Below are 26,527 nucleotides of genomic sequence, written 5' to 3'. Positions count from 1 at the left end.
ATGTACTGGGAGATGGGTATATTATTGCTATGTGCGCTGCAAGATCACCGCGCGCATGACCTACTTACGTCGTAGACTGATCCTTAAGCCGGTCCAGGCTTTCCTGGCGTCCCAGGACGTCCAAAACCTCAAAGATACCAGGCGATGTCGTTCGCCCGGTCAGCGCCGCCCGCAACGGCTGGGCGACCGCGCCGAGCTTGAGACTGTTTTCCTCGGCGAAGGCACGCAGCGCGGCCTCCGTATTAGCCGCACTCCAGGTCTCGACTTTCTCCAGCGCGGAATGCAGCTGGCCGATCAGCTTGCGGTTTTCGCCGGTCAGCAGCGCTTGCGCCTTGGGATCCAGCTCCAGCGGGCGGTCGGCGAAGATGAAATAGGCGCCGTCGATGAGCTCGATCAGCGTCTTGGCGCGCTCCTTGAGGGCTGGCATGGCCTTGAGAAGCTGCGCCCGCGTGGTGTCGTTTAACTTGGCCTTAAGCTGGTCGCGGCCGGGCACGTGGTCGAGCACGTCCTCGAACATCTTCACGAGTGATTGATCGTCGGCGTGACGGATGTAGTGACCGTTGAGGTTTTCCAGCTTGGCGAAATCGAAGCGGGCGGCGGCGCGGCCGACGCCCGAGAGGTCGAACGCCGCGATCATCTCCTCGGTCGAGAAGACCTCCTGGTCGCCGTGGCTCCAGCCGAGGCGGACGAGGTAATTGCGGAGCGCAGCGGGGAGATATCCCATGGCGCGGTAGGCGTCGACGCCGAGCGCGCCATGGCGCTTCGACAGTTTCGAGCCGTCCGGGCCGTGGATCAGCGGGATGTGGGACATGCTCGGCAGCGCCCAGCCCATCGCATCGTAGATCTGCTTCTGGCGCGCGGCATTGATCAAATGGTCGTCGCCACGGATGACATGCGTGACGCCCATGTCGTGGTCGTCGACCACCACTGCGAGCATGTAGGTCGGATTGCCATCGCCGCGCAGGAGCACGAGGTCGTCGAGGTTCTCGTTCTGCCAGACCACGCGGCCCTGGACCTGGTCCTCGATCACGGTCTCGCCGGTCTGCGGCGCGCGCAGCCGAATGGTCGGCTTGACGTCGGAGGGGGCGGTGGCGGGATCGCGGTCGCGCCACATGCCGTCATAGAGGCGGGTGCGCCCTTCCGCGCGCGCCTTCTCGCGCATCGCGGCGAGCTCCTCGGCCGTGGCGTAGCAGCGGTAGGCCTTGCCGTCGGCGAGCAGCTGCTCGGCGACCTCGCGGTGACGGGCGGCGCGGCTGAACTGGTAGATGACGTCGCCATCCCAGCCAAGCTCCAGCCATTTCAGGCCGTCGAGGATGGCGCCGATCGCGGCCTCGGTGGAGCGCTCGCGGTCGGTGTCCTCGATTCGGAGCAGCATTTTGCCGCCGTGCTTCTTCGCATAGAGCCAATTGAACAGCGCCGTGCGGGCGCCCCCGATATGGAGGAAGCCGGTTGGCGAGGGAGCGAAGCGCGTGACGACGGAATCGGTCATTCTTGGCAGGGCCTATGCATTGGAGGCGGTGGTGTATAGCAGGAACGGGACATAACTAAAGCCCGACGGCGGACGGAAAGGCCTTGCTTAAGGTCTTGGCTCAGCCTCCCGAATTTGGCAGAAGAGCCGCTGATTTCCTTACAGGATTTGCGGAATGACGACAGAACCGGTGGCGACTGAGGTTGGGCGCGATTTCATTCGTGACATCATCCAGGCCGACCTTGATCAGGGCAAGTACAAGGAGATCGTGACCCGGTTCCCGCCGGAGCCGAACGGTTACCTGCATATCGGCCACGCCAAGTCGATCGCTCTCAATTTCGGCATCGCCCAGGAGTTTCCGGGGCGCTGCCATCTGCGCTTCGACGACACCAATCCGGTCAAGGAAGAGCAGGAATATATCGATTCCATCCAGGCCGACGTGCGCTGGCTCGGCTTCGACTGGGGCAAGAACCTGTTCTTCGCCTCGGACTATTTCGAGCGCCTCTATGAATGGGCGGAGCAGCTGATCCGAGACGGGCGCGCCTATGTCGACGACCAGACCCAAGAGGAGATCCGCCTCGCGCGCGGCACGCTGACCGAGCCCGGCAAGAACTCGCCGTTCCGCGACCGCACCGTCGAGGAAAATCTCGACCTGTTCCGGCGCATGAAGGCCGGCGAATTCCCGAACGGCGCGCGCGTGCTGCGGGCCAAGATCGACATGGCCGCGGGCAACATCAATCTGCGCGACCCCGTGCTGTACCGCATCCTGCATGCGCATCATCCGCGCACCGGGACCGAATGGAACATCTATCCGAGCTACGACTACGCCCACGGCCAGTCGGACGCGATCGAAGGCATCACGCACTCGATCTGCACGCTGGAGTTCGAGGACCACCGGCCGCTCTACGACTGGTTCATCGAGAATCTGCCGGTGCCGTCGCAGCCGCACCAGTACGAGTTCGCGCGGCTCAACCTGACCTACACGCTGCTGTCGAAGCGCGTGCTGACCCAGCTCGTCCGCGATGGCCATGTCGCGGGCTGGGACGATCCGCGGATGCCGACCATCGCGGGGATGCGCCGCCGCGGCGTGCCGCCGGCCGCCCTTCGTGAATTCGTCAAGCGCATCGGTGTCGCCAAGGCCAACAGCGTGGTCGACGTCGGCATGCTGGAGTTCTGCATCCGCGAGGAGCTGAACCGCACGGCGCAACGCCGCATGGCGGTGCTGAAGCCGCTGAAGGTCGTGATCGAGAACTATCCGGAAGGGCAGGTCGAGGAGCTCGAGGCGATCAACCATCCCGACGATCCCTCCGCCGGCACGCGCAAGATCAGCTTCGGCCGCGAGCTCTATATCGAGCAGGACGACTTCATGGAGAACCCGCCGAAGAAGTTCTTTCGCCTGTCGCCGGGCAACGAGGTGCGGCTGCGCTATGCCTATTTCGTCAAGTGCACCGGCGTGATCAAGAACAATGCCGGCGAGGTGGTGGAGCTGCGCTGCACCTATGATCCCGCGACCAAGGGCGGCAACGCGCCCGACGGCCGCAAGGTCAAGGCGACCATGCACTGGCTGCCGGCGGCGACGTCGAAGCCGGCGGAGATCCGCATCTACAACCAGCTCTTCGCCAATCCGAGCCCGGACGCCTCGAACTTCGCCGCCGATCTCAATCCGCAGTCGCTGGAGATCCTCTCCGAGGCGCGGATCGAGGCATCGGTCGCGGAGAGCAATTCGATGGAGCCGATGCAGTTCGAGCGCCAGGGCTATTTCGTGCGCGACAAGGACTCGACGCCGGGCAAGCCGGTGTTCTCCAGGACCATCGGCCTGCGCGATACGTTCGCGAAGGAAGTCGCCAAGGGCTGACAAGCGCTGAGAGGGGCGAATACGAGCAACGAAGCCGACGACATCGTTTCCGCCATCATCGCGAAATGGTGCGCCGGCTTTGCAAAGCTCGACGCAGCGGCGCTGTCGTCGCTCTATTTCGAAGAACGCGTTCTTCTTCGGCTCCAATCCGAAGCTCTATCGGGGCAGGGACGGAGTAGCGGCCTATTTCAACGGCCTGCCGCGCTGGCGCTCGCAGAGCGTCCGCTTCTCCGAGGTGGCTGCGGCTCAGGTCGTGCCCGATGTGGCCGATGGCCAATTGTTGCGGGCGAGGGTGAGGGCTGCTTCGTCATTGCCCGACCAGCGCACCAGCCGCTTGCCGGAGGCCTCGCAGAAGGCCAGCCCGAAGCGGATGCCCGGAACCGCGCCGACCTGCGCCTCGTGGAGGTCTTCCACGGTCTTGATGAAATGCGACTGGTCGAAAATGAAGTTGGCCGTGTCCGGCTTGACGATCGGTACCACGGTGAGTTCCATGGCCGCGCTGCTCTAGGGGGAGAGCTACAGGTTTAGGCCGCCGGAAACTGATTGCGAGCAGCACGGGTGGCCGATTTCGTCCCTTACCGCGATGGCCCCACCCGATATTTGCTCGCGTAGTGCTTGCCGAGAAGCTTGCGGGTCTGATCGGCTAGCCGCTTGTTGCCAGTCGCCGGCGGCTTGGCGTGGCGCGTCTGCGGCTTTGGCCAATCCGTTCCTGAGCTCCGGTTTCTTGGCGTGCGCATAGCTGCAGACCACTTTGCGACATAACGATCTAAGGGACGATCTCAACCGGGCTGCCGGTCGAGAGGCCAAGATCGCAGTCCGCACGGCCCTGGTTGACGGCGATTTCGGCGAGCCCGTTCGAGTTCTCGTACCAGAAGGCTGAGCCTGGCGGCCGATCGCTGAAGGTTCTCTCGCGCTCCAATATGTGACCCGCCAAGGCAAGCCTGGCGTTGGGCGGCAGCACGGCGGCTCTCAATCCAGTCATAGCATTGCCGAAGTGGTCGACGTAAACGATCTCGCAGAGGTCGTCGGGCCAGTCTGCGCGGCGATCCCTGTCATCCTCTCGCTGCTGGCCGGGCGGCGGCTCGCCGCGCGCCAGCATGGCTGCGACCGGTGCGAAGAGGTCGCGCCCGTGAAAGCTGGCCGAGAGGCGCTCCGGCCTCCAGTCGATGTCCCAACTGCGCGTCCTTGTGGCGCGGCGCTGGACCAGCTCAAACAAGCCGTTGCCGGGGCCGACATACCACCGGCCGTCGGCCTCGAGCATGATGGCCGGGCGCGTCCCGCCGACGCCGGGATCAACGACGCAGAGAAAGACAGTTTCCGGCGGAAACCAGGTCGCATAAGCCGCCAGGAGGTACGCCGACGCCTTGGGATTGCCCATGGGCGCATCGGTGAAGAGGTCGAAAGCGGGTACGTTAGGCGTAATCTGGTGCAGCACGGCCTTCATCTGGCCCGTATAGGGGCCCTGCAATCCGAAATCCGTGAACAGAACAATCATGATGTCAGCCGCTCCACGCTATGACGGCGCAGCCGCTCGAGCCGCTTCGTGGAACCGGCGGACTCGATCCAGGTCCTTGGCATGCGATCCATCCTGATCCGTTCTCGTCTTGGAATCGACGCCGGCTGGACGGACAGTTCGGATCGCTTCTGCGACATTGTCCGGTCCGAGGCCGCCGGCAAGGACAACAGGAATACGGGCGAGGTCCACGATGCGGCGACTGATATTCCAGTCGTGCGTCACGCCGAGCGCGCCGATCTGCTTGTCCGTGGGCCGATAGCTGTCGAGAAGCAAAAAGTCCGCAATGCCAGCATAGCTCCTGCTCCGGGCAATCGCGACGCTCTCCTCGCCGAACACTGGTATGCTTCTCATCACGACGATCCCGGGCAACATGCGTTTGAGTGAAGCAACATCTTGCGGGGACAACAGCTCGGGGCTCGCTCCCAGGTGGACGATCGCGGGGTTGAGTTCGCGCGCCCATGACGCAATCAAGGAGAGATCGCTGCTCAGGAACAGTGCTGAGAACTTCGATGGCGGTGCAATCGCCGCGCCGATTTCGGAAGCTGCTGAGATCGGCAACTCGCGCGGAAATCGGCCGTCTCCGACGAGCACGCCGATATGATCGACACCAATGGCAGAAACAGCGGACGCCTCTTCGATGGTGGAGATTTCATAAACCTGGGTCAACATCGGGCGTAACCTCCGCGGCGGACATTGAGCATAAGACATCCGAAGGCGGCGTTTGGCAAAGCCACTGCCTGTGTCGGCTAGCGGGAGAAATGCGGACTAGGTGCCCGTTGGCGGGCGCTTCCGAGTCTCACCCAGAGCGGATATTGCGTCGGTTTCAAGACTCTAGTTTCTTGACGAAGCCAAAATACAAACAGAGCAAGAAGAGGATGAAATGGACGATGGATCGGCCACCGCTGATCTGAGGCGTTTCGACGAAACTTGTCCCCAATAGAGGCACCGAAACATCGGCGAGATAGAGATAGAACAAGATGCCCGATGATACGAAGAACGCGCCTGCCAGAAATTTGCGAAAGTCCCTGTTCCGCCAGGCGAGGTAGAGGCTCCCGGCAGCCATGATGACAGCTGCAACTGTGTACAGGGCAATTATCATCCGTTCCTCCTCGTCGCCTTTCCAGCATATCTGGGTCGGATGCGGGCCTGCCGTTGGGCTCGGGAACGGCTTCAGCACACCGCTTTGTGTGGCGTAACGCTTAGCGCCCACTTCTGGCGGCCCTTGGCTGCTATCGTGACCGTCGAAGATTAGGTCAGCTGCCGGGCGGGAAGCAGTCCCAGGTGCGCTGGCCCGCCAATTTCATCGGGGAGTGCTTGTTACGAGAGTCAGGTCGTTGCCCTCTGCGCGAAACATGCAAGCTGCTGTTCGGATTCAAAAATGACCCTTGTTCCGAACGGCCGGCATTCCCTATCCAGGGTTTGCCGGATCCATTCAATGTCGCGCCGCGATGGAATGGAGAGACGAAAGTTCTTGATCTGCATGGGAACCAGTTTGAGCGCATGGAGGCTTCCGCGGGTTGGATCCAGGTCGGCGAAATACATCAACGTCAGGTCGTCGCGGTAGCACTCGTGACCACGGATCCCCTCATAGTCGTTCAGAAAATCACCGCAGCCGTAGAGTATGAGGCGGTCTCGATAGATTTCGATCGCTCTCGGATGATGCGAAGAATGCCCGTGAACGATCGACACGCCTGCCTGGTCGACCAGGGAGCGGGCAAAAATCCTCTGCTCATCAGGAACGTGATATCCCCAATTGGATCCCCAATGGATCGACACCACCGTGAGATCGCCCGGCCTTCTGGCCGCCATGACCTGGTCAGCGACCTCGAATGCGCTAGCACCGCTGAGGTCAGGCAGCAGGTTGACACCCGGAGTGTCTGACGCCGCAGCCCACTTGAACGGGATTCCGCTCGATGTCGATCCGAACGCAAAGATCAGGAGCCGGGCGTCGGCAAGGTTGAGCACTGCGGGTGCGCGCGCTTCCAGATCATTGCGGCCTGCGCCCGCCGCCCTGATGTTGAGCTTCTGCAAAATCGTCAGCGTCTCTACCAGGCCGGCGCGGCCCCAATCGAGCACATGGTTGTTGGCCAATAGGCAGCAGTCGATCCGCGCGGCCGCGAAACAGTCTGCGTTCTGGGGGCTCATGCGGTAGTTGATGCCCTTGTTCGCGCGGTCGTTGCTGCCCGTCACAGCCGTTTCGAGATTAATGATCCGCGCGTCCGGCTGCATAGACTCCAATTGGTCCAGTGCAGCGCCCCAGACGTAGGACGATCCATTGCTCCGCGGAATAGGCCCATTCACCTGCTCGGCGAGCAGCACGTAGCCCGCCGCCGATCGCATGTAATCTTCGTAAATCTCGGGGCTACAGGGGTGCGCCAGCACCTGGTCGATGCCGCGGCCGCACATGACATCTCCGCATAGGAAGAGCCGCACCGGTTTCCGATACCCAGCTGGCAGATGTCGTTCCTCGGACATGACTCTCCACTCAGGTCCTGCCGCTCAGGTCTTTGCGTCAGGCGCGAGATGCGCCGAACGCCGCCATCACCTCGGCGAGCATCCGTTCCTGTTCTCCCGCATAGCGTGGAGAGAAGTGAAAAGGCTCGACGCGGCGGACATTAGCTTCCCGCGCGATTTCTCCGGCAGCCGTGGTGGTAAGATGAGCCCGCTGCCGCGCCAAAGCAGCGTCTGCCCCCGCAAACGCCGCCTCGATGAAGAGGATATCCGCATTCTGAATCAGTGCCACGATGGCAGCGCGATTGCCCGGCGTGTCGCCAACGTCGGTCACATAGCCGATTTTCTGACCGGCGGTGAACGTCACGAGATCGCGCAGGCTGGCGAGTGGAACGAGACGATCGGACGTTGCTGCTTCACCGATACGGATCAATTGATCGTCGGCGCGACGCTCGACGACAGCCTTCTTCAGCGAGAGCAGCCAGGGACCGACGGGCAGTCCGCGCTCGAGCAGCCTGTTCTTCCAGACGTTGACATGGGCCGCCTCCTGCAGCGCGAAGGCGAGGCAGGGCGTGCCATGTTCAAGGATCGCGGCCGAGACGCGATGGGTCGGTTCATCGCAGAGTAAGCCGGAAACGGTCTTGCGAGAGCCCGATGGCTCCGCTGCGAATGCCTTCCTCAGCCGGAACCGCGTGGTGGAGATCGAATTGCCCACTCCGAATTCGCTCACATCGAAGATGAGATCGCAGGGATAGCTTTCGACCAGGTTCCAGCGATAGGCCTGAAGCTTGTGAAAGACGTGCTCGGCAAATCCGGACGGACCGAAAATCTGCACCGATTTTTCATGCCCGACGAGCAAACGCAGCAGATGGTCGAAGCCAACGAAATGGTCGATGTGCGCATGCGAGACAAAGACCTGGTCGACGCGTCGAATCCTCCGCGGCGCCAGTGAAGCGATCTCTCCGATATCGAATAGTAGACTTCGCTTTTCGAACAGCGTTTCGACATAGACCGTCGGATCGCCGTAGCGACCGTTGACCAGGCCCGGATGGAAAAGCGGTCGCATGACAAACTATTCTGCTGCAACAGTCCCAATGCATCTGCCCTCATCTTAGGGGACGTCGATGGATTCCGCACGGGGCAAGATCGAGCTGGAATACCCGGATCGGGCGCGACCGACGACAATGGAGCGGAACTCTGCGCGCACGAAAGACACAAATGACCTTGGGATGAAACCATTTCCCAGAAACGATGAAGTCACGGCAAAGCATGACCGACTTAAGGTGGTGCGAAAGTTCTCGGAGGGAGAGCTCGCAATGTGGAACCAGAGTTTCACCGGGCCAGTTGTCATCCTGTGTTTCTCGGCTTTGAGCATCGCGACTCTTGTGATGGTCGGAGCGTGGTGAGTACGCTCCATGCGCGAAGAATTCACATCTCTTGCTTTTTTGGCCGTGACTGTCACAGGAATCGTTCTGCTTGGCTCCGGCCTGCTCGCACTGGCAATCGTGGGGTAGGCCGCTGACATACGCTCTCGATGTCACGTTGGGCCGCGGCGCGCCCCCCAACCGCGTCGGTTGCTGCCCAGGCCGCGACTAGATGTCATAGTAGAGGTGGAACTCGTAGGGATGCGGCCGCAGCCGGATCGCATCGACTTCCTTCTTTCGCTTGTAGTCGACCCAGGTTTCGATCACGTCGGCAGTGAAGACGCCGCCGCGCAGCAGGAATGCGTGATCGCGCTCGAGTGCGTCCAGCGCTTGGTCCAGCGATCCCGGTGTCGACTTCACCTCCTTTGCTTCAGCGGGCGGGAGGTCGTAAAGATTCTTGTCGATGGGGCTGCCGGGGTCGATCCGGTTGTCGATACCGTCGAGGCCCGCCATCAGCATCGCGGCAAAGGCCAGGTAGGGATTGCAGGAGGGATCGGGCGAACGAAACTCGACGCGCTTGGCGCGTGGATTCGGCGAGTACATTGGAATCCGGCAGCAGGCCGAGCGATTGCGCTGGGAGTAGACCAGGTTGATGGGAGCCTCATAGCCCGGCACAAGACGCCGATAGGAGTTCGTGGTGGGGGCGCAAAGCCCGCACAACGCCCAGGCGTGGGTCAGGAGCCCGCCGATGTAGTAGCGGCCGAGCTGGCTCAATTCGGCGTAGTCGCCCTTGTCGTAGAACAGGTTGGTCTCGCCCTTCCAGAGCGACTGGTGAACGTGCATGCCCGAAGCGTTGTCCTCGAACAGCGGTTTCGGCATGAAGGTTGCGGTCTTGCCATGTTGATGCGCGGTATTCTTCACCACGTATTTGTAGATCATCAGATTGTCGGCCATGCGGGTGAGGGTTGTGAAGCGCATGTCGATCTCGTTTTGGCCGCCGGTTGCGACCTCGTGGTGATGAGCTTCGATCTGGATTCCCAGCTGTTCCATGGTCAGTACCATGTCGGTGCGTAGCGCCTGCATGCTGTCGGTCGGAGGAACAGGAAAATATCCCTCCTTCGGGCGCGGCTTGTGCCCCAGATTCGGCGCTTCCTCCGCGACGGTGTTCCAGCTGCCTTCGCTGGAATCGACCTCGTGCATGGCATAGTTGATACCCTGACCGTAGCGCACCTCGTCGAAGACGAAGAACTCCGCCTCCGGGCCGAAGTAACTCGTGTCGGCGCGCCCAGCGTCCTTGAGATAGGCTTCAGCCTTCTGAGCGATGTAACGGGCATCCCGGCTGTAGGATTGGCCGGTCACGGGGTCGCGGATGTTGCAGATGAGGACCAGCGTCTTTGCCGGACTATAGGGGTCGGCGAAGGCCGTCGTCGGATCGGCGACGACCAGCATGTCGCTCTCCTGAATCTCCTGGAAGCCGCGGATCGATGAGCCGTCGAACCCGATGCCCTCCTCGAGCGCATCGACGCTCGCTGCGCTCGGCGGGACGGAAAAATGCTGCCATACCCCCGGCAGGTCAGTGAACCGCAGATCGATCATCTGGACCCTTTCGTCCTTGATCGCGTTCACGAGATCTTCGGCTGTCGCACATTTTGGAAACATGGCTCGCTCCCAGCATCATTGAGATGCGCGTCTTGCGGGTCGCGTTGCCGTTCAGCCGCAGCCGAACGGCTCGCGACGGATTGTGGTCCATACTCTGTGTTGCCCGCCCCTCCAGCCTCAATCCGGTTTGGCGGCATTTGCGGTCAGGCGACTACGCACGCGCCGGCGGCTTCAGCTTTGGTGAGGCCCGCGCATCAGCTTCATGGCGTCTTCGATATGCCGCCAGGTCTTGGCGAGCTCGAGCTCGCCCTTTGACTCGAGCTCGATGGCGTTCTGGGCTGCTTCCGCAATGGCCTTGGGGCCATGTGCTTCCAGCAACTGGCGCGCATAGTCGTGGATTTCGATTTCTCGCATGGCGTCACCTCCCTCTTGTCCCGGGCGCCACGCGAACCAGGTGGTGGGGCCGGGGACGATAGACGTCGACACCTGTCAAGCGCAGCCAGTCTGCATCCTGGTGCAGCGCACTCGCAAGAGCCCTTTCCGGGTATCGGCCGCGAGGACGGGATGCGGCTTCGGTAGCGACAGCACGGCGCAGGTCGGAGGGATGCATTTTCACAACCGCGCCCCCATCTAACTGGGAGAGAGGAGGTGAGCATCATGCGCATCCAACATTGGCAAGACGCTGCCAGCCTCCTGGTGGGCCTGTGGCTGGTCCTTTCGTCCTTTATCCTGGGCTTATCCGGCGCGGCTGTCTGGGTCACGATCGCACTCGGGCTCGGCGTCATGCTGTTTGCCATCGAGGCATTTGTCATCCCGTCCTACCTGGAGGAGTGGGGAGAAATGCTGCTGGGCCTGGCTCTGCTGCTGGCACCTTGGACTATCGGTTATGAGCCGGTATCGGCCACGGTGAGCAGCGTACTGTCCGGCATAGTGGTGATTCTGCTCGCTGTCTGGGAGTTGATGACCGATCGCGACTTCAGCAACTGGTGGCACGATCGCTGGCATCGCCTGGCCGGCTGAGAAGAGGTGTTAGCCGGGCGCTTTGCGCTTCGACACGAACTCCGGTGCAGGGCCTTGCGGTCCTGCACCAGGAGTAACCCATTACATTGCGGCTCTCGGCTCGATCGGTTGCCAGATGCTGATCTTGCGAGTCTCCGGCATCAGGAAGACGGCAAGCACGAAGCACACCGCGGGGACCACGATCGGGTAGATCAGCGCGTAGCCGACGCTGCCGGTCGCGGCGAATGCCGCCGACGTGATGAACGGTACCAATCCGCCACCCCAGCCATTGCCGATGTGGTACGGCACGGAAACCGACGTGTACCTGATCCTGGCGGGGAAGAATTCCGCCAGAAACGCGCCGACCGGTCCGTACACCATTCCGACATAGCAAACGAGAATGAAGATGATGAAGGTCGCGGCAGGATAGTTGATGTGTCCGGGCTGCGTGACCGTCCCCAGCCACAGATACAGCGGATAATACGTGATCGCGGCGAGCAGCATGCCGCCGAGGATCACCGGCTTGCGGCCGATCAGATCCGACAGCCAGCCAAAGAAGATCAGGCTCGGCGTTGCAATGAGCAGTGCGGCTCCCACGATGTAGGCGGAGGTCAGCGGGTCCACCTTGGAGACCTGCTGCAGGAAGTACAGCGCCCAGAATTGACCGCTGTACCAGACCACGCCCTGTCCAATCAGGACCACAATCGCGATCCCGATATATTTGATGTTAGAGCTGAGGAAGGCCTCCTTCCAGGGGTTCCTCGTCATCTGGCCGCGGGACCTGATCTCCTGGAAGATCGGGGTTTCCTGGAGCTGGAGCCGGATGTAGATAGCAATCGCCACCAGCAGGAAGGACAGCAGGAACGGAACGCGCCACGCCCATTCGTCGAACGCCTGGTTGCCGGCATATGTCCGCGTGAGGACGATGACGGCCAGCGACACCACGATTCCAAGAGTAGGCGAGGTCTGCAGCCAGCCGGTGTAGTAGCCGCGTCGATCGTCCGGCACATGTTCGGCAACGTAAGTGATGGCGCCACCATATTCGCCGCCCAGGCACAGGCCCTGGATCATGCGCAGGCCGAAGAGAACGAACGCGGCCGTTAGACCGATCGACTGGTAAGTCGGGATCAACCCGATCGCCCCCGTACCCAATCCCATTCCGCTGAGCGTGATGAGAAAGGTGTATTTGCGGCCGACCCGGTCACCCATCCATCCGAACAGGAAGGCCCCCAGCGGACGGATGAGAAATCCTGCCGTGAAGAGGGCGATCGTGCTGAGGAGGGCTGCAACCGGGTGGGATTGCTCAAAGAACTTGACCGATAGAACTGCGGCCAGGCTGCCAAAGATATAGAAATCATACCATTCGATGATGTTTCCCACCGATGCAGCGACGATCACGCGGCGAAAATCGCTCTGTACCTGCATGTGCGACTCCTATGTTTTCAAAACGTCTCCACGCTTGTTTCAGCGGTCGATCTTCTCGCGGAGAGCGTGATGCGCGGCGTCGCAGGCGCCAGTTCAAAGAGTTGCGTCGGCAACGTCTGACCTCAGGCGTGTTTTCCGCCACCTGAGAAGAGCTCCGGCGGTGTTAGAACCGCGAGCCACCACTGCCTTACCCATCTGTCGGGGAGGCTGGGAACCGTAGTTTAGTCCCAGCACGGGCTGGCAACTTATGAGACTTTCGGCTCAATCGATCTGAGACATGGCGTCTTGCGAAGGAGGCCGCAAGGCTCGACTTCTCCGCCACTTCTGGTCAGCAACGAACGGAAAGGCGTCTCACGCGTTGTGACGGGGCCAGAAAAGGATCCCACCATGCAGAACATCGCAGAGCATATGGAAGTCATCGGTGCCGACGGCGTCCACATCGGCACCGTCGACAAGGTCGAAGGCAACCGCATCAAGCTGACCAAAAAGGACAGCGGTGAGGGCAGCCACAGGGGCCACCATCACTTCATCGACAAGGGTCTCGTCGCCGGCGTCGAAGGCAACAAGGTCCGGCTCTCGGCCAAGGCGGACGTAGCCGTGACGATGGAAGAGGAAAAATAGGGCCGCCCGTTCCTGATCCGTACACTATTCGCGTGCCTGCACGTTCCGGTAGCTTCGGTGCCTGTCGCGTATCGTAAGGTGCAGGGGAATGGCGGAGCCGGGCCGGCCGCAGCGCGTCTCGCAAGGCATCGCCGGGACTCCGATCGCCGGGACCTGGCCGACTGGCCGGACCGCGTCGGCCGGCGGCTTTGCGCCGGCGGGCTTTGGTGCCTGGCCCGCGATCGTCGGGACGCTGCGCGAATGGGCCAGCGCGGAGGCCGGCTCCGGGCGGCTGCTGCCGTGGGTGCCCGTCGCCTTTGGCGCCGGCATCGCGCTCTACTTTGCCGCCGATCATGAGCCGGTACTGTGGGTCGTTGCCGCGACAGCGGTCGTGCTGATGCTCGGCGCGGTCCTGCTGCGGGGGAATAGGCTGTTCGCGCCGGCGATCATGATCGCGGCGGTCGCGGCCGGATTTGCCGTGGCGACCTGGAAGACAGCGCGCATCGCCCACACCGTGCTGGCCAAGCCGCTTTATTCCGTTTCGCTGTCAGGCTTCGTCGAGACGCGTGATATCCGCGAGCGCACCGATCGTTTCGTGCTGCGCATCACCGCAATGGAGGCGCAACGCAGCGACGTCAAGCTCGATCGCGTGCGGCTCTCGGTGCGCAAGGGGACAGCGCCCGAAGTCGGCAGCTTCGTGCAGTTGAAGGCGCGGCTGATGCCGCCGCTCTCGCCGGTCCGTCCCGGCAGCTACGACTTTTCGCGCGACATGTTCTTTCAGGGGATCGGCGCCTCCGGCTTCGTGATGGGCGCGATCGCGGTCTCTACTCCGCCCGACGGCGGCGGCCTGCGACTGCGCTATGCCGCGACCATGCAGGGCCTGCGCGATGCGATCGATGCGCGTATCCGTGCGACTCTCGAGGGCGACAATCGCGCGATCGCGACCGCGCTGCTCACCGGCCGGCGCGATGCGATCACGACGCCGGTCAACGACGCGATGTTCATCTCGGGGCTCGGCCATGTGCTCTCGATCTCCGGCTATCACATGGCGGTCGTCGCCGGCGTCGTCTTCTTTGCGGTGCGCGCGCTGCTCGCCCTGATCCCGGGACTGGCGGCAGGCTTCCCAATCAAGAAATGGTCGGCGGCCGCTGCGCTGGTTGCGGCTGCGTTCTACCTGCTGCTGTCCGGCGCGGAGGTCGCAACGCAAAGATCGTTCTTCATGACGGCGGTGGTGCTGATCGCGGTGATGGTCGATCGCCGCGCCATCACCTTCCGCACGCTGGCTGTGGCCGCGCTGATCGTGCTCGCGGTCGCGCCCGAAGCGTTGGTGCATCCCAGCTTCCAGATCTTCTATGCGACTTGCGTCAATGGGGGCGGATCTGTGTAAATCTCTTGCAATTTCAACTGCATGGCGACCTTGTGGTGATGCCGCGCCCGGAACAAAAACCGCTCAAAACTTGGCAAAAACCTCGGATTGGCGACGTAAAGTCCCGGAAAGAGTCCCGGAATGGGTGCTGGCGTTCCGTATGCGTTCGGAGGGGGCGCCAAGGGCCTAGAACCGGTGTCCAGCGCGCTCGGTGGCCCAACGGTTGGACCGAGAGGGGCCGAGCGCGCTGAAGCCCCGTATGGCCCGTAGCGCGGTTCCTTGCCGCCGAAGCACGGTGCACCGCGCCATTCAAAAAATAGTAGCGGACGCCGCCCCCCCCGGTTTTTCGTCGCCGCCGGCCATAGTTATCAGCAGGCCTTTAGTGCCGGGCCGCCAAAGCCGCACTAGTCAGTATTGATCCTACCTCTAGGAGATTTCGATGGTCATGCGGGACGGAAGTTACGTCGACGACCTCTACTATGCCGGCGGAGATTCAGTGACGGTCAAGGTCTTGATTGGTCGTGACGACGCTGAATGGCGCACGGCGCATCTTTCCGAGATGCCGCGCGAGTGGCTGTCAGGGGTGAAGGCAGCCGTGGATGGAGCGCTTGCTCGGGCCTCCTAGTGCCGCGAGCGATTTCATAGGGTGAATAGTGAAGATACTTAATCTGCGCCCGTGTTCGGGCGGGAGGCGCTTTGCCTCGATCGACGTCGAGATTGCGCCCGGAGTTCGGGCAATGGATGTTTCCGTCATCCGCAAGACTGACGGCTCGCTGCGTGTTTTTGGTCACTCGCTGACCTTCGACCGCAGTGTTGCCGACAGCCTGGCGCGCGCCGCGGTCGCGGTCGGAGGGTGCCGCCATGAGCGACGCTAAGCAGCGCACCGCAAAGCCCGGCGACTTGCTATCCCAGTGGTGGACGCTGGGTGCGATAGCCACTGACCGGCGCACCAGCGGGCGACACATGAAGGCTGGCTGGGTTATCATCAATTCGTATTGGAAAAAGCACGGCAATGGCCGCGCCAGCCTCCGATACATTGAGAACGCCACGGGAATGAAGCGGACGACCGTCGTCAAGGCGTGCCGCGAGCTTGACGAGTGGGGCCATGTCACGCGCGCGCTTGGCACCGGATCCCGTCCTTCGGAATACATGCCGAATTGGGTGACATCGGCTAGTGGTGCCAAAACGGGGACCACTAACGATAGTGATACTAGTGGTGCCAAAGTGGGGACCGGGGTGGTCCTTGAACAGGCACCACTAGCGACATCTAGTGGTGCCCAAACGGGGACCGAATCCTACCTACCTGAACCGGCTTACAAGCCGGCTTCAGGAAAGGTAGAGATTGACCCCGCCGCGCCTACGGCGCCGCCGCTTGCGGGTGGCCTTGCGGCCCCCGCTGCGGGCGGGACGGCGGTGGAAGAGCGCACCGATACCCCAGCCGATACCAAGCCCACTTTTGAGCTTTGCTGGCGCACCTATGACTATGCGAGGGGCAAGAAGGAGGCCCGTGCGGCATGGAACGCGCTACCGCCCGAGGTTGATAAGGCCGCTGTGATCAAGGCAGCAGGGGCCTGGCAGGCCTCGTGGGATGCACAAGGCAAGCCCGACGCTCCGCGCTTTCACGTCGCCATTGCGCTGCCTTCTTGCGCTCCCATTCGGTTGGCTCGCGGCGTGGCTCGGGTGTTGATTGCGGTTTGGAATACTCCACCGGCTCGGGTTTAACCGGCAGCGGTGGCTCATCGTCCGGCCGGGTTGTCGGTGCCGTAAAGCCATCCTCCGTTATGACAACGGTGCGGCCGTGCAATTCCTCACCGTCCGCGATTTGCTCCAGGCCAGCCGCGTGGACAAGTTGCGCAAATAAGCGCTGGCCCGCGAACTGTGTCTCCATGTCGGGGTGCTCAAGCTCGATAATACGCTCGTGCTCGTGTCCTTCAGCGTCTGTCGCCAAAACCCGCAGCTCGGTAACGTCTCCAATTGTCACGACGTCCGCAGACGTAACGCGCACGGTGGTGCGGCTCGCAGGTTTGGGCTTGGTTGCGGTGGCCTGCTTGGCCGGCTTGCTGGCCTTCTCCACCTTCTGGAAACCGCGCGGTGCGTCCTCGTCGTAGCGCTCATCCCTCAGCCATCGCGCCAGGGTAAGCCGGCCGTAGGGAATGGGACGCGCAGCATCCCGAGCTGTTCGAGGATAAGCCAGCCTCCATACCACCTCAGCCCAGCGACTGGCCGGCCTGGATGGATGCTGACTATGAGGACGACGACGAGGCGGCGTAAGCGTCACCGGTCCAACATTCGATCCGGCGGGACAGTCGGACGAAATAAGAGCCGAAAAGGCCAGAACGTCACGTTACGTCACGAGAGACAAGCAATGCACCACGCAAACGACAACCAGCCTCGCAGCCCGGAAGAGCATCGACGTATCCTAGCCCAGCACCGGGCCACGCAGGACGACACACGAGAGGTTCGTTTTCGCAACCAACACTGGCCGACGTTCGGCCGCCTCAAGCGAGCAGATGCTTGGCGCGAGATTCAGGCATTGGAGCGCTACGCGGAAGATGAGGGCGTGTCACTGCCTGAGGGGACGCTACATGCCGCCAACGACAACGCCCCCGTTGATGACACGGGCCGCACCGAGATCAGCCGCGTAGACAGCCGGCTGAGCGAGGAGGTGCCAGACGGTGACGATCTTGCGACCGCGGCGTTCGAGGACGAGAAAGACCGAAGGGAGGGGCGTCCGGAAAAGGCCAATCGTATCCTTTACGGCGACCACGGCAAGATTATCGCTGTGAAGGTCCGTGGCAGGTACCGGACATTGGAGGAGACATTCTCAGAGCCGCGCGGGCCAGCGGAGGATAAGGCTAGAGTCGCCATGGATTCCGGCTACTGCGTGCCCGACGAATTGCCCGACGTCCAGGAAGACGCCGCACGGCGCATGGATCACACCTCCATGAAACGCCGGCTCGGTCGCGAGGTTTGCCGCGTCCTCGAACTGGCTCTTGGCACACTCACCAGTGAGGAGATTGGCAACGAGCTTGGTCTGTCGTCCAAGGCAGGAGAACGCATGGCCGTAAAGCTGGTTGATGGTGCGATCGGCAGGCTGATGGCAGAGTACGCCCGACGCGATGCCGCGGATCGTGAGGCGGCCTGATGTTGTGGAGAATGAAAGAGGCCGCCTAGTTGGCGGCCTCCATTCGCGAAATTCAATCGTCAGAATCATCCGATGATGAGGGCGGCGGCTCGTGTTTTGGTGGAACGTGCGATTCAATCATCGCGCCGCTCTGAGATGGGGACCGAGACGGATTGTTGATGCTGTTTACGGCGTCCAGGCCGTGGGTCGGAACGAATTGACCGGGTGGCCGAGGCGGGTCGTAATGCACATGCCCCGCTGGCGGCGGGCTTTTCTGAGTTTGCGCGACGGCTACAAGCGAAGGCGTCGCGATTAGTAATCCAATCAATAAAACGAGTCTCATCTAATGCTCCCCTAAGCAGGAGTCATCAGACTACAGTTGCGGAGACGAACAGGCAAGTTTTTGGGCGAACACATCAAGCGCCGTGGATACTGCAACTAACGCAGTAACCGAAACGGACCTAATCCCTAATTCGCCACTCATTCCGCCTTTTCCCCCGTGGGGGCAATATCCGCCTCAACGTGACGTACATCTCGGCCCGCGCCGGCCACCGCCCGGCGTCGCCCATTTTGGGCCAGCCTCCAGCCATTCGGCCAGTGCCGCTTTAATTTCCCCATCGAAATCCAATTTTGGAAAATCGCAGTGAAGAAATCTCCCGCATGCCGGGTTGTCGCGGCGCGACTCGGTATCGATCAACGCCGCGTAGTCCGGTTGGTGCAGAACTTGACCGAAGCTGGCCTTGTTCCGTCCGGGTACCGGCGCCACGATCTAAGCCACCGTCAACTGGCGCGCATCCTGATCGCTGCTGTCGTGGATAACGGCCTGCATTAACACTTGGCCAAAATCAAATCCGAATCCAGATCGCAGATCGACAAGATCCGCGACGTTCATCCGAAATATGCGAACTTGCTCGAAAAGCAGGCGCAGCTACTTGCGCGGCAGGATGAACTTCAGCGCGAACTCAATGACGGATCGCCGCAGATATTTCACCTGACGCGGACGGAATCCGGCGAGCGGATTACCATTACGCCAGGAAAGGTCTCGTTGGCTGAGCGGGCGAGGCGCGCGACATTGGGTTGGATAGCGCAACTGCCGAGGCCGAAACCGCAACCGAAGCTTAGGCATGCCGCTGCGGTCGAATTGGTTGGAGAATTGTTGAGCCCCCAACCACCAGAGGAGATCGATCCGCCACCACCGCCGCCGAATTGGCCTGATGAGCCAAGATACAGGGCTGTCGGCCAGGAGTTGGAGGCGATCGCAGAAGCCCTGAATCTACTAGCGCCCGAGATTGCGAAGGCGCGTGCCGAATACAGCAAGCTAGTCGCCGCGCAGCACGGCGAGGAATACCGATCGCTTGTGGAATCTGTCGTGGGCGCTGCGCGCAAGCTTGGCGACGCGCTGCTGCAGCACCACGAATTCAGCAACCAATTGCGCCTCGATGGAGTCGAAAGAAAGCACTTGCGACCCATCAATCTCGAGAGCTTCGGCGATTTGGAAGCCGGAACACCGTTGCATTCCGTGATTCTGCACGCGGTTGAGCTTGGTCACGTTGACGCGAAGCAGTTGCCCACCTGGAAGCTGCCGGCGTCGCTGGCTGTGCTGAAAACTATTTAAAGGATATTGAACATGACGAAGATGACCGACGCCGAGATGAGAAAAATCACTAGGCTCGCAGTTGCCGATCTGGAGCGGCGCACGAAAGACGACGCCGCCAAGCACAAGGCTCGTCCCGAAAACCGGAGCGTACGCCTGCGGCAGGCAGAGGCAGAAGTGAAGTCCAGCGCCAAGCGCGATCCGAGGGAAGTTTATTACGACATGGACACCGACACGAAGCCTGCGAGGGGCAAGGCCGCCGCAAAGAAGGCCTCGAAGCAGAAGCCGCGTATGAACCGGGCCGCGCTGTTGTCGAAATAGGTTCGCGCCTGTGTTCCCCTGTGGGCCGGCACGACCGGCGGGGCGTCTCAGGGAACAGCGGCGCCCGCCACCAACATTGCCAGCCAGGGGTAGGGGGGCGACTCGAAGTGTGGCCGAAGCATTCTTGGCTACCGGCGCCATACCTCAACGCGCGCGGGGGCTGCCCCGGAGTTTTAAAAATTTTGGATATCTATGACCACACCAAAACCACCTAGCCACCTGTCGCGCACCGCCAAGACATGGTGGCGGCAAGTCCACGACGGTTACGATCTTGACGAGCACCATCGCCATCTTTTGCGGTTGGCCTGTGAAAGCATGGACGAAGCCGAGAAAGCACGCGCAGCCTTGGCGAGTGAGGGCCACGTCGTCGTCGATCGTTTCGGCTGCCAGAAGGAGTCGCCATGGTGCGGGATCGAACACAAAGCCCAGAATAGATTCCGGATTCTGTGTCGTGAACTCGGACTGGATGTGCAGCAGGGCGACGGGCCTCGAATGCCGAGGGATGCCACCTATGGGACGCGCCGCTGATGCCGCCGCGCCCCAAGAAGAATAAGCATCGCGCGGTCGCCGCTCCCGAGGATTGGGATGAGGTGTTTGAGACGGGATACGACGGCTTTTCCGATCTGCGATGGGCGGGAATTACGTTGGATGACGACGGTCGCCCCGATCGCGAGGAGACGCGCGCCGCATGGCAGCGGTTTGGGCGCGTGTTTCTTGAAGAGTATGCCAGCCGGCACCCGAATGGCCCAGGCCGCTATGGGCCACCGTGGGCTTTGACCGAGTTCGGGCCGCCTTGATGCCTGCGCGGATGAAACGAGATAAGCGGCGCCACTCAACGAACATAACCGCAGAGGCCGTCGGGCTGTTTCGGCAGGGCGTGGAAATGCTCAAACAGGGGCATGACCCCGCCGAATTGCGCGACCTGAAAATCGCGCTGGCCACAGCGCTCGGCCGGTCGAAGTTCGCGGCGTGCCCTTTGGATAGTGAGCCGCGATCGTTGATTGGTTGCGACACCGAGCCGGCCGAGGTCGTGCTCGGGCTTCAGGCACAACTGAGGAGGAGGCACATCAGATGACTCGCTGCTCCGTGAATGAAAAGGCCGCAGCGGCGGACCACTGCGGCCTGCCGGGCAAAATGAATAAGTAAAATATGGATCCAGCCCCGGCGAAACAAAGCCTACCGCGACGGCGCTGGGGCGCAATGTCATCGATGTCACACCCGCGATAAAACTTAATGCGTCAGTATAACTGTCTGAGTGAGGGCTCGCCGGGGCTGGCAATGGCGAGCCCTCAACCCAAACATGAGGCCGCCGCCACGGCCTCATCGCACGACCGATAGTCTGCATCCGATCGCGTCAGATTGATGTCAAATCAATATCGAAATCCGGCGGCCAAGTGTGTTTGATGCAGTCTTCAATTACCGCTGATGCCCTAGTCCGACTCCCAGGACCAGCGCTTTCTGACGGAGCGCGCCCTCAGTGCGCTTCGTTTCTTTCACGATCTTCGCGACAGGCGTGCGTGCCTTGGAATGCGCCTTCAATTCTTTGATGTCTTCCTTTGTCCACTCGCGGCGAACCGGTTTTTTCTTCTTAGCCAAAAGGGCGCTCCTTCAACGTTTGAGGGCGCGGTGTAGCACATGGCGCATCGTGCGCAACCCTGCGCCATTATCTCTAGCCCGCCTGGCGACCACGGAAGTACTGGCGCGAAGGTGGCTAAGCCGCGGACCTATTCTTCATAGCTCCAACGATCGCCGTGAGGATTGCACCACCAGCGCCGCCGCCGACGACTTGAGCCACGATTGATCCGACGTCGAAATTGCCGCTCTGAATGGACGTAGCGATAGCGGGCCACGCGAGCGTGATGATTTGTCCAAGGACTCCTCCACCGACGAGCCCTGCAATCGTGTTGCCCAATGTGCCCAGGTCAAATGACGGCGAGGCCTTGCCGGCAGCGTTTCCACCGAGTGCGCCCGCGACAAGATTTATGAGGATCTGTTCCATGAGCCTTCCTTGCGGTTGGAAATAGCCAGTTTCGCAGCGTTGTTGGATTAGGGTACTCCCAAATTCAACTGAGGACACTGCGGGGGAAATACGGACAGCACCGCTGGCTGGTACTCACCCAACGGAGGCAAATTGCCCAACGACGATTTCAGCAAACAGGTCGGTCAACTGCCAATCAAGCTTGAGCGCCAGCTTACGTCCGCCATCGCGCAGGAAGCCGACAGAACGCCACCGGGGCTCTTGACGACGGCGGCGGCTATACTGGAGCAGGCGGTAAATACGATCCAGCCGGTATCGTCCACAAGGGCGAGATCGTCTTCTCTCAGCAAGACATCAAGCGCCTCGGTGGCGTTAACGTCGTCGAAATGCTGCGACGCGGCTACGCAGATGGCGGCATTGTCGGCATGCCGTCGATCCCCGATGTGGCGTCTGGTGGAGGTGTCGGTGGCGACGTCACGATCAACAACTACGGCGACAACCAGGTCACCGCTCAGAAGTCGCCAAATGGCGGGACGATGATTTCTATTCGTAAGATGGTCGATCAGGCAGTTGGCGATTCCATGTCGAGCGGTACTGGCCGGCGCGTTCTATCCAAGCAGTATGGCGTTAAGCAGTTCATGGGGAGTTGATGGATGGCCGCGAGGCGGGGTGCGGGTGAGGCGGGGGGGGGCGGCGTGAGGGGGAAGGAGGCTCAACGACGATCTTGGCGAATCGTTTCCGGCCATGACGGCATACCGGGCGAAGCTGGGACAATGCTAAACGCATGAGCGACGCCGCGGGAGGGACACGCCATGTCAGTCTACAAAGACCCACGATCGCCCTATTACTCGTATGACTTCCGGCACGGCGGCAATCGGTTTCATGGCAGCACGAAGTGCACGACTCGAGGCGACGCGAAGAAGTTCGAGGCACTAGAGCGCGAGAAGGCCAAGGCGCTGGTGAAGGCGACGCGGCGCGCCAAGGCATCGCTGGCTATCGATGACGTCGCCGACCGGCTCTGGAACCATAGCGCGCAGTACGACTCGGATACGAAAGCCACCGAGACCAATCTAGCGCGCCTGATCGAATACTTCGGGCCATCGAAACCATTAACCGAGATCGACCACCAGGCCGCTAAGGACATGGTGGCGTGGCGGCGAAGCCAGCGCGTCAAGCGGCGAGGCAAGCGTACCAAGGAGCAAGAGCAGGCCTTGCCGCTGGTATCGAACGCCACCGTCAACCGGTCGGCGACCAAGGTGCTGCAGCGGCTCTTCACCTTCGCCAAGACCGAGAAGGTTTCATTCGAGAATGAACCCGAATGGGACAAGCTATTGCTGGACGAGCCGGTGGAGCGGGTACGAGAGCTGCAGGACCACGAGGGCGAGGCGTTTGATGGTGCGATGCGCGCCGATTACGAGCCGTTCTTCGACCTCGTCCGAGCCAGCGGCATGCGGATGAAGGAATGTGTGACGCTTCGCTGGGCTCAGGTCAACTTCGGCACCAAGCAGATCGTCAGGCTCGGCAAGGGTGGCAGGCGCGTGGTGTTTCCGATCACCGACGCGGTTCGCAATATCCTCTGGCCGCTGCAGGGCCAGCACCCGGATTTCGTGTTCACCTACGTGGCGGTCTACGGCAATAAGAAGCTGGGCATCGTCCGTGGCCAGCGCTATCGCATCACTTACACCGGCGCCAAGTCCGCTTGGCAGACGCTGCGCAGGCGGGCCAAGGTGAATGACTTCCGTTTTCACGATTTCCGCCATGACTTCGGGACCAAGTTGCTGCGCGACAGCGGCAATCTGAAGCTGGTCCAGAAGGCCATGAACCATCGCGATATCAAGTCGACGATGCGCTACGCCCATGTGCTGGATGAGGATGTCGCCGCCGCGGTTGAGCAGCTCGCAAAGTCCCAGAAAAAGTCCCGGATGAGGACTCGCAAGGCCAGCTAAGTCGTTGATGTTGCGAGCAATCTGGGAGAAGACATCCCAGCTTCCAGATGTCGTTCGCGGCGACCCTCGGGCTGGTGGCGCTGGTGCAGATCGGCATGCCGAACCTGTTCGCATCGCCCGATCATTCGGCGACCGCGCGGATCGCGCTATGGGGCGGCCGCGAGATCTCGATGTTGTTCCTGGCCTCGCTGATCGCGGGGCTTGCGACCACACCCTATGCCGCCTTCCATTTCCACCGGGTGACACCATTCGGCGTGCTCGCCAACCTCGGCGCGATGCCCGTGGTCTCGGCGCTGGTGATGCCGGCCGGGCTGTTCGGATTGCTCCTGGCGCCGTTCGGGCTCGATGGCGTGTGCTGGTGGGCGATGGGGATTGGCATCGACTGGATGGTTGCGGTCTCGCGCTGGGTGGCGGCGCTGCCGGGGGCGGTCGGCCGCATTCCGGCCTTCGGCATCGGGCCGCTGATCGCGGCCAGCCTCGGGATCATCCTGATGGGCCTCTTGCGCACGCCCTTGCGCTGGTCCGGTGCCCTGTTGGTGCTGGCCGCGGTCCTCTGGGGACTATCGGTACGGCAGCCGGATATCCTCATTGCCGGTGACGGCCAGAGCGTCGCGGTGCGGGGCAGGGATGGGCACCTGCACATGATCCGGGCGAGCAAGGACGGCTTTCTGCTCAAGGAGTGGCTCGCGGCCGATGCAGATCCGCGCGATGCCGGCAGCGCCGCGCTGGTCAACGGCGTATCGTGCGACGAGTCCGGCTGCGTGACGCCGCTTGCCGATGGGCGCCTGGTCGCGCTGACCCTGCGCATCGATGCGCTTGCGGATGATTGCAGCCGCGCCGCGCTGGTGGTGACGGCAAGGCCGGCGTCGCCGGACTGCGCGGCGATGATGGTCGACCGGCAGCGCCTTGCTAGGCAAGGCACGCTGGCGCTGACGCAGCGCGGCGACGGATTTGCAGTACAGGCTGTGAAGGCGAGGGGCACCAACCGACCCTGGTCGCCGGCGGCTGCCGGCGATGGAGATTCTGAACTTTCCCTCATGCCACGGTCGGCGGCTCCGCGCTCCGGGGACGCAACGCCGTCGGAGGCCGACCTTCAGGCAGAGGACTGAGGCCGACCGGTCAATCGATTGGCAGGCGCGGCACGGTCGGCTGCCTGTCGGCGATGATCTGCGGCTTCTGCTCGCGCTCACCGAGCGGCTGGGTCACGGGCAATTGCAGCACAGTTGCGCGCTGGCCTTCGACGAGCTGCGTCACCAGCACGTATTTGCCGTCGGGGAATTCGATCGCGTCATGATGGCGATCGGGAATGTGCGGATCGACCTTGCCGAACTTGCCGACGCGTGAGTTGACGGTGCGCGTCCAGATCCAGCGATTGTCGTAGCGGACGTTGTCGGCGAAAGCGAGTTCCGTTCCCGGCAGCAGGCAAACCGCGACGGAGAGATCGGCCTCGGAGGCGAAGCCGCGCGTCGAGGTGCCGCGGAAGGTTGTCGTGACAATCGTCTCGCCGACTTCTGCGGGGCGCGTCGCGACGGCATGCAGGCTGTAGTCACACATCGGGTGCTCCTCATGCAAAGATAGCAACCCGGGCCTCTTTCGAGGCGCAGGCCTCTATCAGAGTGGAAGACTCGAAGCATATGCCGCTTGTGGGCAAATCTGCGGCTCGCTTTTGCGGGCTGCGATCAAATTATCTTTCCCGGCTTCAATGGGAACAAAGCCGGCTCCAGTGCATTATGCGGGCACGCGTGTCAGCGGCCTGCAGGCGCCGAGGAGCCGGAATATGGCCAGCTCGGCTGCGAGGGCTGTTCGACGGCGTTGCGGGATTGCTCCCTGGCGGCCGTCTCCCTTCGGATGTGATGTCGCGATTGTGCGGCGAGCGCCTGCGACGCCGAAGCAGCGATCAAGACGGTTGCGAGCATACTCAGAACGGTCTTGCGCATGATGGGCTCCTCGATGTCAAGGCCGCGAAGCAGGGCTGCTTCGCGCGACGTGCCGAGGATGTAGCGCTGGAGGGGGGCCGGATAATCTGTGCGAAACCAGAAAGACTATCCAGCCGGAGCGGACAATCATCCGCTCCAATCGTTGATGGCCATCGTCGATCGCTCGAGAGCGGGCGCTCAGTACTTCCGGTACAGGCCGATCAGCTTGCCCTGGATCTTCACCCGGTTCGGCGGCAGGATGCGCACTTCATAGGCCGCATTGGCCGGCTCGAGCGCGATCGAGGCGCCGCGGCGGCGGAAGCGCTTGAGGGTGGCTTCCTCGTCGTCGATCAGCGCCACCACGATGTCGCCGGTATCGGCGCTCTCGTTGCGCTGGATCAGCGCCATGTCGCCGTCGAGGATGCCGGCCTCGACCATCGAATCGCCGCGCACTTCAAGCGCGTAGTGCTCGCCCGAGCCGAGCATGTCCGGCGGTACGCTGATAGTGTGGCTGCGGGTCTGCAACGCCTCGATCGGCGTACCGGCCGCGATACGGCCCATCACCGGCACCGCAACGGGGCGCTCGCCCTCTTCCGCGGGCGGGCTGGAGGTTGTCCGCACCTTGCCAAGATTGCCTTCGATGACGCTCGGCGTGAAGCCACGCCGGCTGCCGGCGGCCGCCTGCAGCTCAGGCAGCTTGATGACTTCGATGGCGCGGGCGCGGTTCGGCAGGCGGCGAATGAAGCCACGCTCCTCGAGCGCGGTGATCAGGCGATGGATGCCGGACTTCGAGCGCAGGTCGAGCGCGTCCTTCATCTCGTCGAAGGAGGGCGGCACGCCGCTTTCCTTCAGACGCTCGCTGATGAACCGCAGAAGCTCGTATTGTTTGCGCGTTAACATCTCGACCAAAATCCCCCGGTTGATGTCGTTCGATTCCGAGACGCTGAATTCAGCGTTGAGCCGCTACATGCTCGAAACAAATCATGAACGGACACTATATGTTCG

General features: G+C 62.0%; 28 protein-coding genes and 4 pseudogenes. 17 read left to right on the top strand and 15 right to left on the bottom strand.

Features of this window, described 5'->3' with window-relative positions; all coding sequences use genetic code 11:
• Window positions 1–64: 64 nt before the first annotated feature.
• Window positions 65–1,489 (bottom strand): glutamate--tRNA ligase, encoded by a 1,425-nt coding sequence (gene gltX, locus AC630_RS19540; RefSeq protein WP_074120105.1) that lies wholly within the window; start codon window positions 1,487–1,489, stop codon window positions 65–67.
• A 154-nt stretch (window positions 1,490–1,643) separates the two neighbouring features.
• Here gltX and AC630_RS19535 point away from each other — a divergent pair, with 154 nt between their 5' ends.
• Both AC630_RS19535 and AC630_RS47115 read left to right on the top strand, forming a co-directional pair.
• On the top strand, window positions 1,644–3,323 hold the full coding sequence (locus tag AC630_RS19535; protein ID WP_074120104.1) for a glutamine--tRNA ligase/YqeY domain fusion protein: 1,680 nt from the start codon (window positions 1,644–1,646) through the stop codon (window positions 3,321–3,323).
• A gap of 6 nt (window positions 3,324–3,329) precedes the next feature.
• Window positions 3,330–3,588 (top strand): annotated as a pseudogene (locus AC630_RS47115) (DUF4440 domain-containing protein); the annotation flags it as partial.
• Window positions 3,589–3,599: 11 nt separating this feature from the next.
• On the opposite strand, the pseudogene AC630_RS19525 reads toward AC630_RS47115, so the two are convergent.
• The 8 genes and pseudogenes from AC630_RS19525 to AC630_RS19485 all read right to left on the bottom strand — a co-directional run.
• Window positions 3,600–3,815: pseudogene (locus tag AC630_RS19525) on the bottom strand (adenosine diphosphatase); the annotation flags it as partial.
• Between the two features lie 274 nt (window positions 3,816–4,089).
• Window positions 4,090–4,818: an SAM hydrolase/SAM-dependent halogenase family protein gene (locus AC630_RS19520; protein WP_074120103.1), complete on the bottom strand. Its 729-nt coding sequence runs from the start codon at window positions 4,816–4,818 to the stop codon at window positions 4,090–4,092.
• Between the two features lie 18 nt (window positions 4,819–4,836).
• Window positions 4,837–5,508 carry a phosphoribosylanthranilate isomerase gene (locus AC630_RS19515; RefSeq protein ID WP_074120102.1) on the bottom strand — a complete coding sequence of 224 codons (672 nt, stop codon included), beginning with the start codon at window positions 5,506–5,508 and terminating at the stop codon, window positions 4,837–4,839.
• A gap of 154 nt (window positions 5,509–5,662) precedes the next feature.
• Window positions 5,663–5,938: a hypothetical protein gene (locus AC630_RS19510; protein WP_074120131.1), complete on the bottom strand. Its 276-nt coding sequence runs from the start codon at window positions 5,936–5,938 to the stop codon at window positions 5,663–5,665.
• 227 nt (window positions 5,939–6,165) lie between these two features.
• The gene (locus tag AC630_RS19505) at window positions 6,166–7,314 is read right to left on the bottom strand and encodes a CapA family protein (protein WP_074120101.1); all 1,149 of its coding nucleotides are present in this window, start codon (window positions 7,312–7,314) and stop codon (window positions 6,166–6,168) included.
• 37 nt (window positions 7,315–7,351) lie between these two features.
• Window positions 7,352–8,356 (bottom strand): ribonuclease Z, encoded by a 1,005-nt coding sequence (locus AC630_RS19500; protein ID WP_074120100.1) that lies wholly within the window; start codon window positions 8,354–8,356, stop codon window positions 7,352–7,354.
• Window positions 8,357–8,882: 526 nt separating this feature from the next.
• Complete coding sequence (glnA, locus tag AC630_RS19490; RefSeq protein WP_074120098.1) at window positions 8,883–10,313, bottom strand: type I glutamate--ammonia ligase; 1,431 nt, start codon at window positions 10,311–10,313, stop codon at window positions 8,883–8,885.
• A gap of 171 nt (window positions 10,314–10,484) precedes the next feature.
• The gene (locus AC630_RS19485) at window positions 10,485–10,667 is read right to left on the bottom strand and encodes a hypothetical protein (RefSeq protein WP_074120097.1); all 183 of its coding nucleotides are present in this window, start codon (window positions 10,665–10,667) and stop codon (window positions 10,485–10,487) included.
• Window positions 10,668–10,910: 243 nt separating this feature from the next.
• On the opposite strand from AC630_RS19485, the gene AC630_RS19480 reads away from it, so the two are divergent.
• Window positions 10,911–11,273, top strand: a complete 363-nt coding sequence (locus AC630_RS19480; RefSeq protein WP_074120130.1) for an SPW repeat domain-containing protein — start codon at window positions 10,911–10,913, stop codon at window positions 11,271–11,273.
• Window positions 11,274–11,354: 81 nt separating this feature from the next.
• On the opposite strand, the gene AC630_RS19475 is transcribed toward AC630_RS19480, so the two are convergent.
• Window positions 11,355–12,677, bottom strand: a complete 1,323-nt coding sequence (locus AC630_RS19475; protein WP_074120096.1) for an MFS transporter — start codon at window positions 12,675–12,677, stop codon at window positions 11,355–11,357.
• Between the two features lie 387 nt (window positions 12,678–13,064).
• Here AC630_RS19475 and AC630_RS19470 point away from each other — a divergent pair, with 387 nt between their 5' ends.
• From AC630_RS19470 to AC630_RS19420, 11 genes and pseudogenes are all read left to right on the top strand, one after another.
• Entirely contained in the window at window positions 13,065–13,298 is a 234-nt protein-coding gene (locus AC630_RS19470) for a DUF2171 domain-containing protein (RefSeq protein WP_074120095.1), read from the top strand.
• Window positions 13,299–13,386: 88 nt separating this feature from the next.
• Window positions 13,387–14,634: pseudogene (locus AC630_RS19465) on the top strand (ComEC/Rec2 family competence protein); the annotation flags it as partial.
• A 448-nt stretch (window positions 14,635–15,082) separates the two neighbouring features.
• Complete coding sequence (locus AC630_RS19460; RefSeq protein WP_074120094.1) at window positions 15,083–15,268, top strand: hypothetical protein; 186 nt, start codon at window positions 15,083–15,085, stop codon at window positions 15,266–15,268.
• A gap of 112 nt (window positions 15,269–15,380) precedes the next feature.
• Entirely contained in the window at window positions 15,381–15,518 is a 138-nt protein-coding gene (locus tag AC630_RS47110; RefSeq protein WP_245330457.1) for a hypothetical protein, read from the top strand.
• The gene (locus tag AC630_RS43995; protein WP_143198160.1) at window positions 15,505–16,365 is read left to right on the top strand and encodes an LvrA C-terminal domain-related protein; all 861 of its coding nucleotides are present in this window, start codon (window positions 15,505–15,507) and stop codon (window positions 16,363–16,365) included. The genes AC630_RS47110 and AC630_RS43995 overlap by 14 nt, the downstream gene beginning before the upstream one ends.
• 643 nt (window positions 16,366–17,008) lie before the next feature.
• Window positions 17,009–17,788, top strand: a complete 780-nt coding sequence (locus AC630_RS19445; protein ID WP_074120091.1) for a hypothetical protein — start codon at window positions 17,009–17,011, stop codon at window positions 17,786–17,788.
• An 814-nt stretch (window positions 17,789–18,602) separates the two neighbouring features.
• Window positions 18,603–19,382: a hypothetical protein gene (locus AC630_RS19440; protein ID WP_074120090.1), complete on the top strand. Its 780-nt coding sequence runs from the start codon at window positions 18,603–18,605 to the stop codon at window positions 19,380–19,382.
• Window positions 19,383–19,394: 12 nt separating this feature from the next.
• Window positions 19,395–19,682: a hypothetical protein gene (locus AC630_RS19435; RefSeq protein ID WP_074120089.1), complete on the top strand. Its 288-nt coding sequence runs from the start codon at window positions 19,395–19,397 to the stop codon at window positions 19,680–19,682.
• A gap of 192 nt (window positions 19,683–19,874) precedes the next feature.
• Window positions 19,875–20,210: a P27 family phage terminase small subunit gene (locus AC630_RS19430; protein ID WP_074120088.1), complete on the top strand. Its 336-nt coding sequence runs from the start codon at window positions 19,875–19,877 to the stop codon at window positions 20,208–20,210.
• Complete coding sequence (locus AC630_RS19425) at window positions 20,210–20,479, top strand: hypothetical protein (protein ID WP_074120087.1); 270 nt, start codon at window positions 20,210–20,212, stop codon at window positions 20,477–20,479. Before AC630_RS19430 ends, AC630_RS19425 begins: the two co-directional genes overlap by 1 nt.
• 11 nt (window positions 20,480–20,490) lie before the next feature.
• Entirely contained in the window at window positions 20,491–20,757 is a 267-nt protein-coding gene (locus AC630_RS19420; RefSeq protein WP_143198159.1) for a hypothetical protein, read from the top strand.
• Between the two features lie 341 nt (window positions 20,758–21,098).
• On the opposite strand, the gene AC630_RS19415 is transcribed toward AC630_RS19420, so the two are convergent.
• Both AC630_RS19415 and AC630_RS19410 read right to left on the bottom strand, forming a co-directional pair.
• Complete coding sequence (locus AC630_RS19415) at window positions 21,099–21,278, bottom strand: hypothetical protein (protein WP_074120085.1); 180 nt, start codon at window positions 21,276–21,278, stop codon at window positions 21,099–21,101.
• A 115-nt stretch (window positions 21,279–21,393) separates the two neighbouring features.
• Window positions 21,394–21,681 carry a hypothetical protein gene (locus AC630_RS19410; protein ID WP_074120084.1) on the bottom strand — a complete coding sequence of 96 codons (288 nt, stop codon included), beginning with the start codon at window positions 21,679–21,681 and terminating at the stop codon, window positions 21,394–21,396.
• 365 nt (window positions 21,682–22,046) lie between these two features.
• Between AC630_RS19410 and AC630_RS19405 the strand changes: the two genes are divergently transcribed.
• The 3 genes and pseudogenes from AC630_RS19405 to AC630_RS19395 all read left to right on the top strand — a co-directional run.
• Window positions 22,047–22,310, top strand: a complete 264-nt coding sequence (locus tag AC630_RS19405) for a hypothetical protein (RefSeq protein WP_143198158.1) — start codon at window positions 22,047–22,049, stop codon at window positions 22,308–22,310.
• Between the two features lie 309 nt (window positions 22,311–22,619).
• Window positions 22,620–23,606 (top strand): tyrosine-type recombinase/integrase, encoded by a 987-nt coding sequence (locus AC630_RS19400; RefSeq protein ID WP_245330456.1) that lies wholly within the window; start codon window positions 22,620–22,622, stop codon window positions 23,604–23,606.
• A 32-nt stretch (window positions 23,607–23,638) separates the two neighbouring features.
• A pseudogene (locus tag AC630_RS19395) lies at window positions 23,639–24,715 on the top strand (ComEC/Rec2 family competence protein); the annotation flags it as partial.
• Between the two features lie 10 nt (window positions 24,716–24,725).
• Here AC630_RS19395 and AC630_RS45520 read toward each other — a convergent pair.
• The 3 genes from AC630_RS45520 to lexA all read right to left on the bottom strand — a co-directional run bounded on the left by AC630_RS45520 (window position 24,726) and on the right by lexA (window position 26,422).
• Window positions 24,726–25,160 (bottom strand): hypothetical protein, encoded by a 435-nt coding sequence (locus AC630_RS45520; protein WP_074120081.1) that lies wholly within the window; start codon window positions 25,158–25,160, stop codon window positions 24,726–24,728.
• Window positions 25,161–25,351: 191 nt separating this feature from the next.
• Window positions 25,352–25,543, bottom strand: a complete 192-nt coding sequence (locus tag AC630_RS19385; protein WP_074120080.1) for a hypothetical protein — start codon at window positions 25,541–25,543, stop codon at window positions 25,352–25,354.
• Window positions 25,544–25,720: 177 nt separating this feature from the next.
• Entirely contained in the window at window positions 25,721–26,422 is a 702-nt protein-coding gene (lexA, locus tag AC630_RS19380) for a transcriptional repressor LexA (RefSeq protein ID WP_074120079.1), read from the bottom strand.
• Window positions 26,423–26,527: the final 105 nt, after the last annotated feature.

The organism is Bradyrhizobium sp. AS23.2, assembly GCF_001908185.1.
In the GTDB taxonomy this organism is placed as follows: Bacteria; Pseudomonadota; Alphaproteobacteria; order Rhizobiales; family Xanthobacteraceae; genus Bradyrhizobium.
The sequence above is the reverse complement of the archived record's forward strand: the minus strand, read 5'-3'. Positions and strand labels throughout refer to the sequence as shown.

Excerpts from the sequence above, each read along its gene's own strand:
- AC630_RS19485 (WP_074120097.1), bottom strand. The coding sequence starts at position 10,667 with ATGCGAGAAATCGAAATCCACGACTATGCGCGCCAGTTGCTGGAAGCA.
- AC630_RS19510 (WP_074120131.1), bottom strand. The coding sequence starts at position 5,938 with ATGATAATTGCCCTGTACACAGTTGCAGCTGTCATCATGGCTGCCGGG.
- glnA (WP_074120098.1), bottom strand. The coding sequence starts at position 10,313 with ATGTTTCCAAAATGTGCGACAGCCGAAGATCTCGTGAACGCGATCAAG.
- lexA (WP_074120079.1), bottom strand. The coding sequence starts at position 26,422 with ATGTTAACGCGCAAACAATACGAGCTTCTGCGGTTCATCAGCGAGCGT.
- AC630_RS19445 (WP_074120091.1), top strand. The coding sequence starts at position 17,009 with ATGCACCACGCAAACGACAACCAGCCTCGCAGCCCGGAAGAGCATCGA.
- AC630_RS43995 (WP_143198160.1), top strand. The coding sequence starts at position 15,505 with ATGAGCGACGCTAAGCAGCGCACCGCAAAGCCCGGCGACTTGCTATCC.
- AC630_RS19405 (WP_143198158.1), top strand. The coding sequence starts at position 22,047 with ATGCTGCGACGCGGCTACGCAGATGGCGGCATTGTCGGCATGCCGTCG.
- AC630_RS19505 (WP_074120101.1), bottom strand. The coding sequence starts at position 7,314 with ATGTCCGAGGAACGACATCTGCCAGCTGGGTATCGGAAACCGGTGCGG.
- AC630_RS19430 (WP_074120088.1), top strand. The coding sequence starts at position 19,875 with ATGACCACACCAAAACCACCTAGCCACCTGTCGCGCACCGCCAAGACA.
- AC630_RS19410 (WP_074120084.1), bottom strand. The coding sequence starts at position 21,681 with ATGGAACAGATCCTCATAAATCTTGTCGCGGGCGCACTCGGTGGAAAC.
- AC630_RS19420 (WP_143198159.1), top strand. The coding sequence starts at position 20,491 with ATGAAACGAGATAAGCGGCGCCACTCAACGAACATAACCGCAGAGGCC.
- AC630_RS19475 (WP_074120096.1), bottom strand. The coding sequence starts at position 12,677 with ATGCAGGTACAGAGCGATTTTCGCCGCGTGATCGTCGCTGCATCGGTG.
- AC630_RS19435 (WP_074120089.1), top strand. The coding sequence starts at position 19,395 with ATGACGAAGATGACCGACGCCGAGATGAGAAAAATCACTAGGCTCGCA.
- AC630_RS19460 (WP_074120094.1), top strand. The coding sequence starts at position 15,083 with ATGGTCATGCGGGACGGAAGTTACGTCGACGACCTCTACTATGCCGGC.
- AC630_RS47110 (WP_245330457.1), top strand. The coding sequence starts at position 15,381 with ATGGATGTTTCCGTCATCCGCAAGACTGACGGCTCGCTGCGTGTTTTT.
- AC630_RS19385 (WP_074120080.1), bottom strand. The coding sequence starts at position 25,543 with ATGCGCAAGACCGTTCTGAGTATGCTCGCAACCGTCTTGATCGCTGCT.
- AC630_RS19520 (WP_074120103.1), bottom strand. The coding sequence starts at position 4,818 with ATGATTGTTCTGTTCACGGATTTCGGATTGCAGGGCCCCTATACGGGC.
- AC630_RS19500 (WP_074120100.1), bottom strand. The coding sequence starts at position 8,356 with ATGCGACCGCTTTTCCATCCGGGCCTGGTCAACGGTCGCTACGGCGAT.
- AC630_RS19480 (WP_074120130.1), top strand. The coding sequence starts at position 10,911 with ATGCGCATCCAACATTGGCAAGACGCTGCCAGCCTCCTGGTGGGCCTG.
- AC630_RS45520 (WP_074120081.1), bottom strand. The coding sequence starts at position 25,160 with ATGTGTGACTACAGCCTGCATGCCGTCGCGACGCGCCCCGCAGAAGTC.
- AC630_RS19425 (WP_074120087.1), top strand. The coding sequence starts at position 20,210 with ATGCCGCCGCGCCCCAAGAAGAATAAGCATCGCGCGGTCGCCGCTCCC.
- AC630_RS19470 (WP_074120095.1), top strand. The coding sequence starts at position 13,065 with ATGCAGAACATCGCAGAGCATATGGAAGTCATCGGTGCCGACGGCGTC.
- gltX (WP_074120105.1), bottom strand. The coding sequence starts at position 1,489 with ATGACCGATTCCGTCGTCACGCGCTTCGCTCCCTCGCCAACCGGCTTC.
- AC630_RS19535 (WP_074120104.1), top strand. The coding sequence starts at position 1,644 with ATGACGACAGAACCGGTGGCGACTGAGGTTGGGCGCGATTTCATTCGT.
- AC630_RS19515 (WP_074120102.1), bottom strand. The coding sequence starts at position 5,508 with ATGTTGACCCAGGTTTATGAAATCTCCACCATCGAAGAGGCGTCCGCT.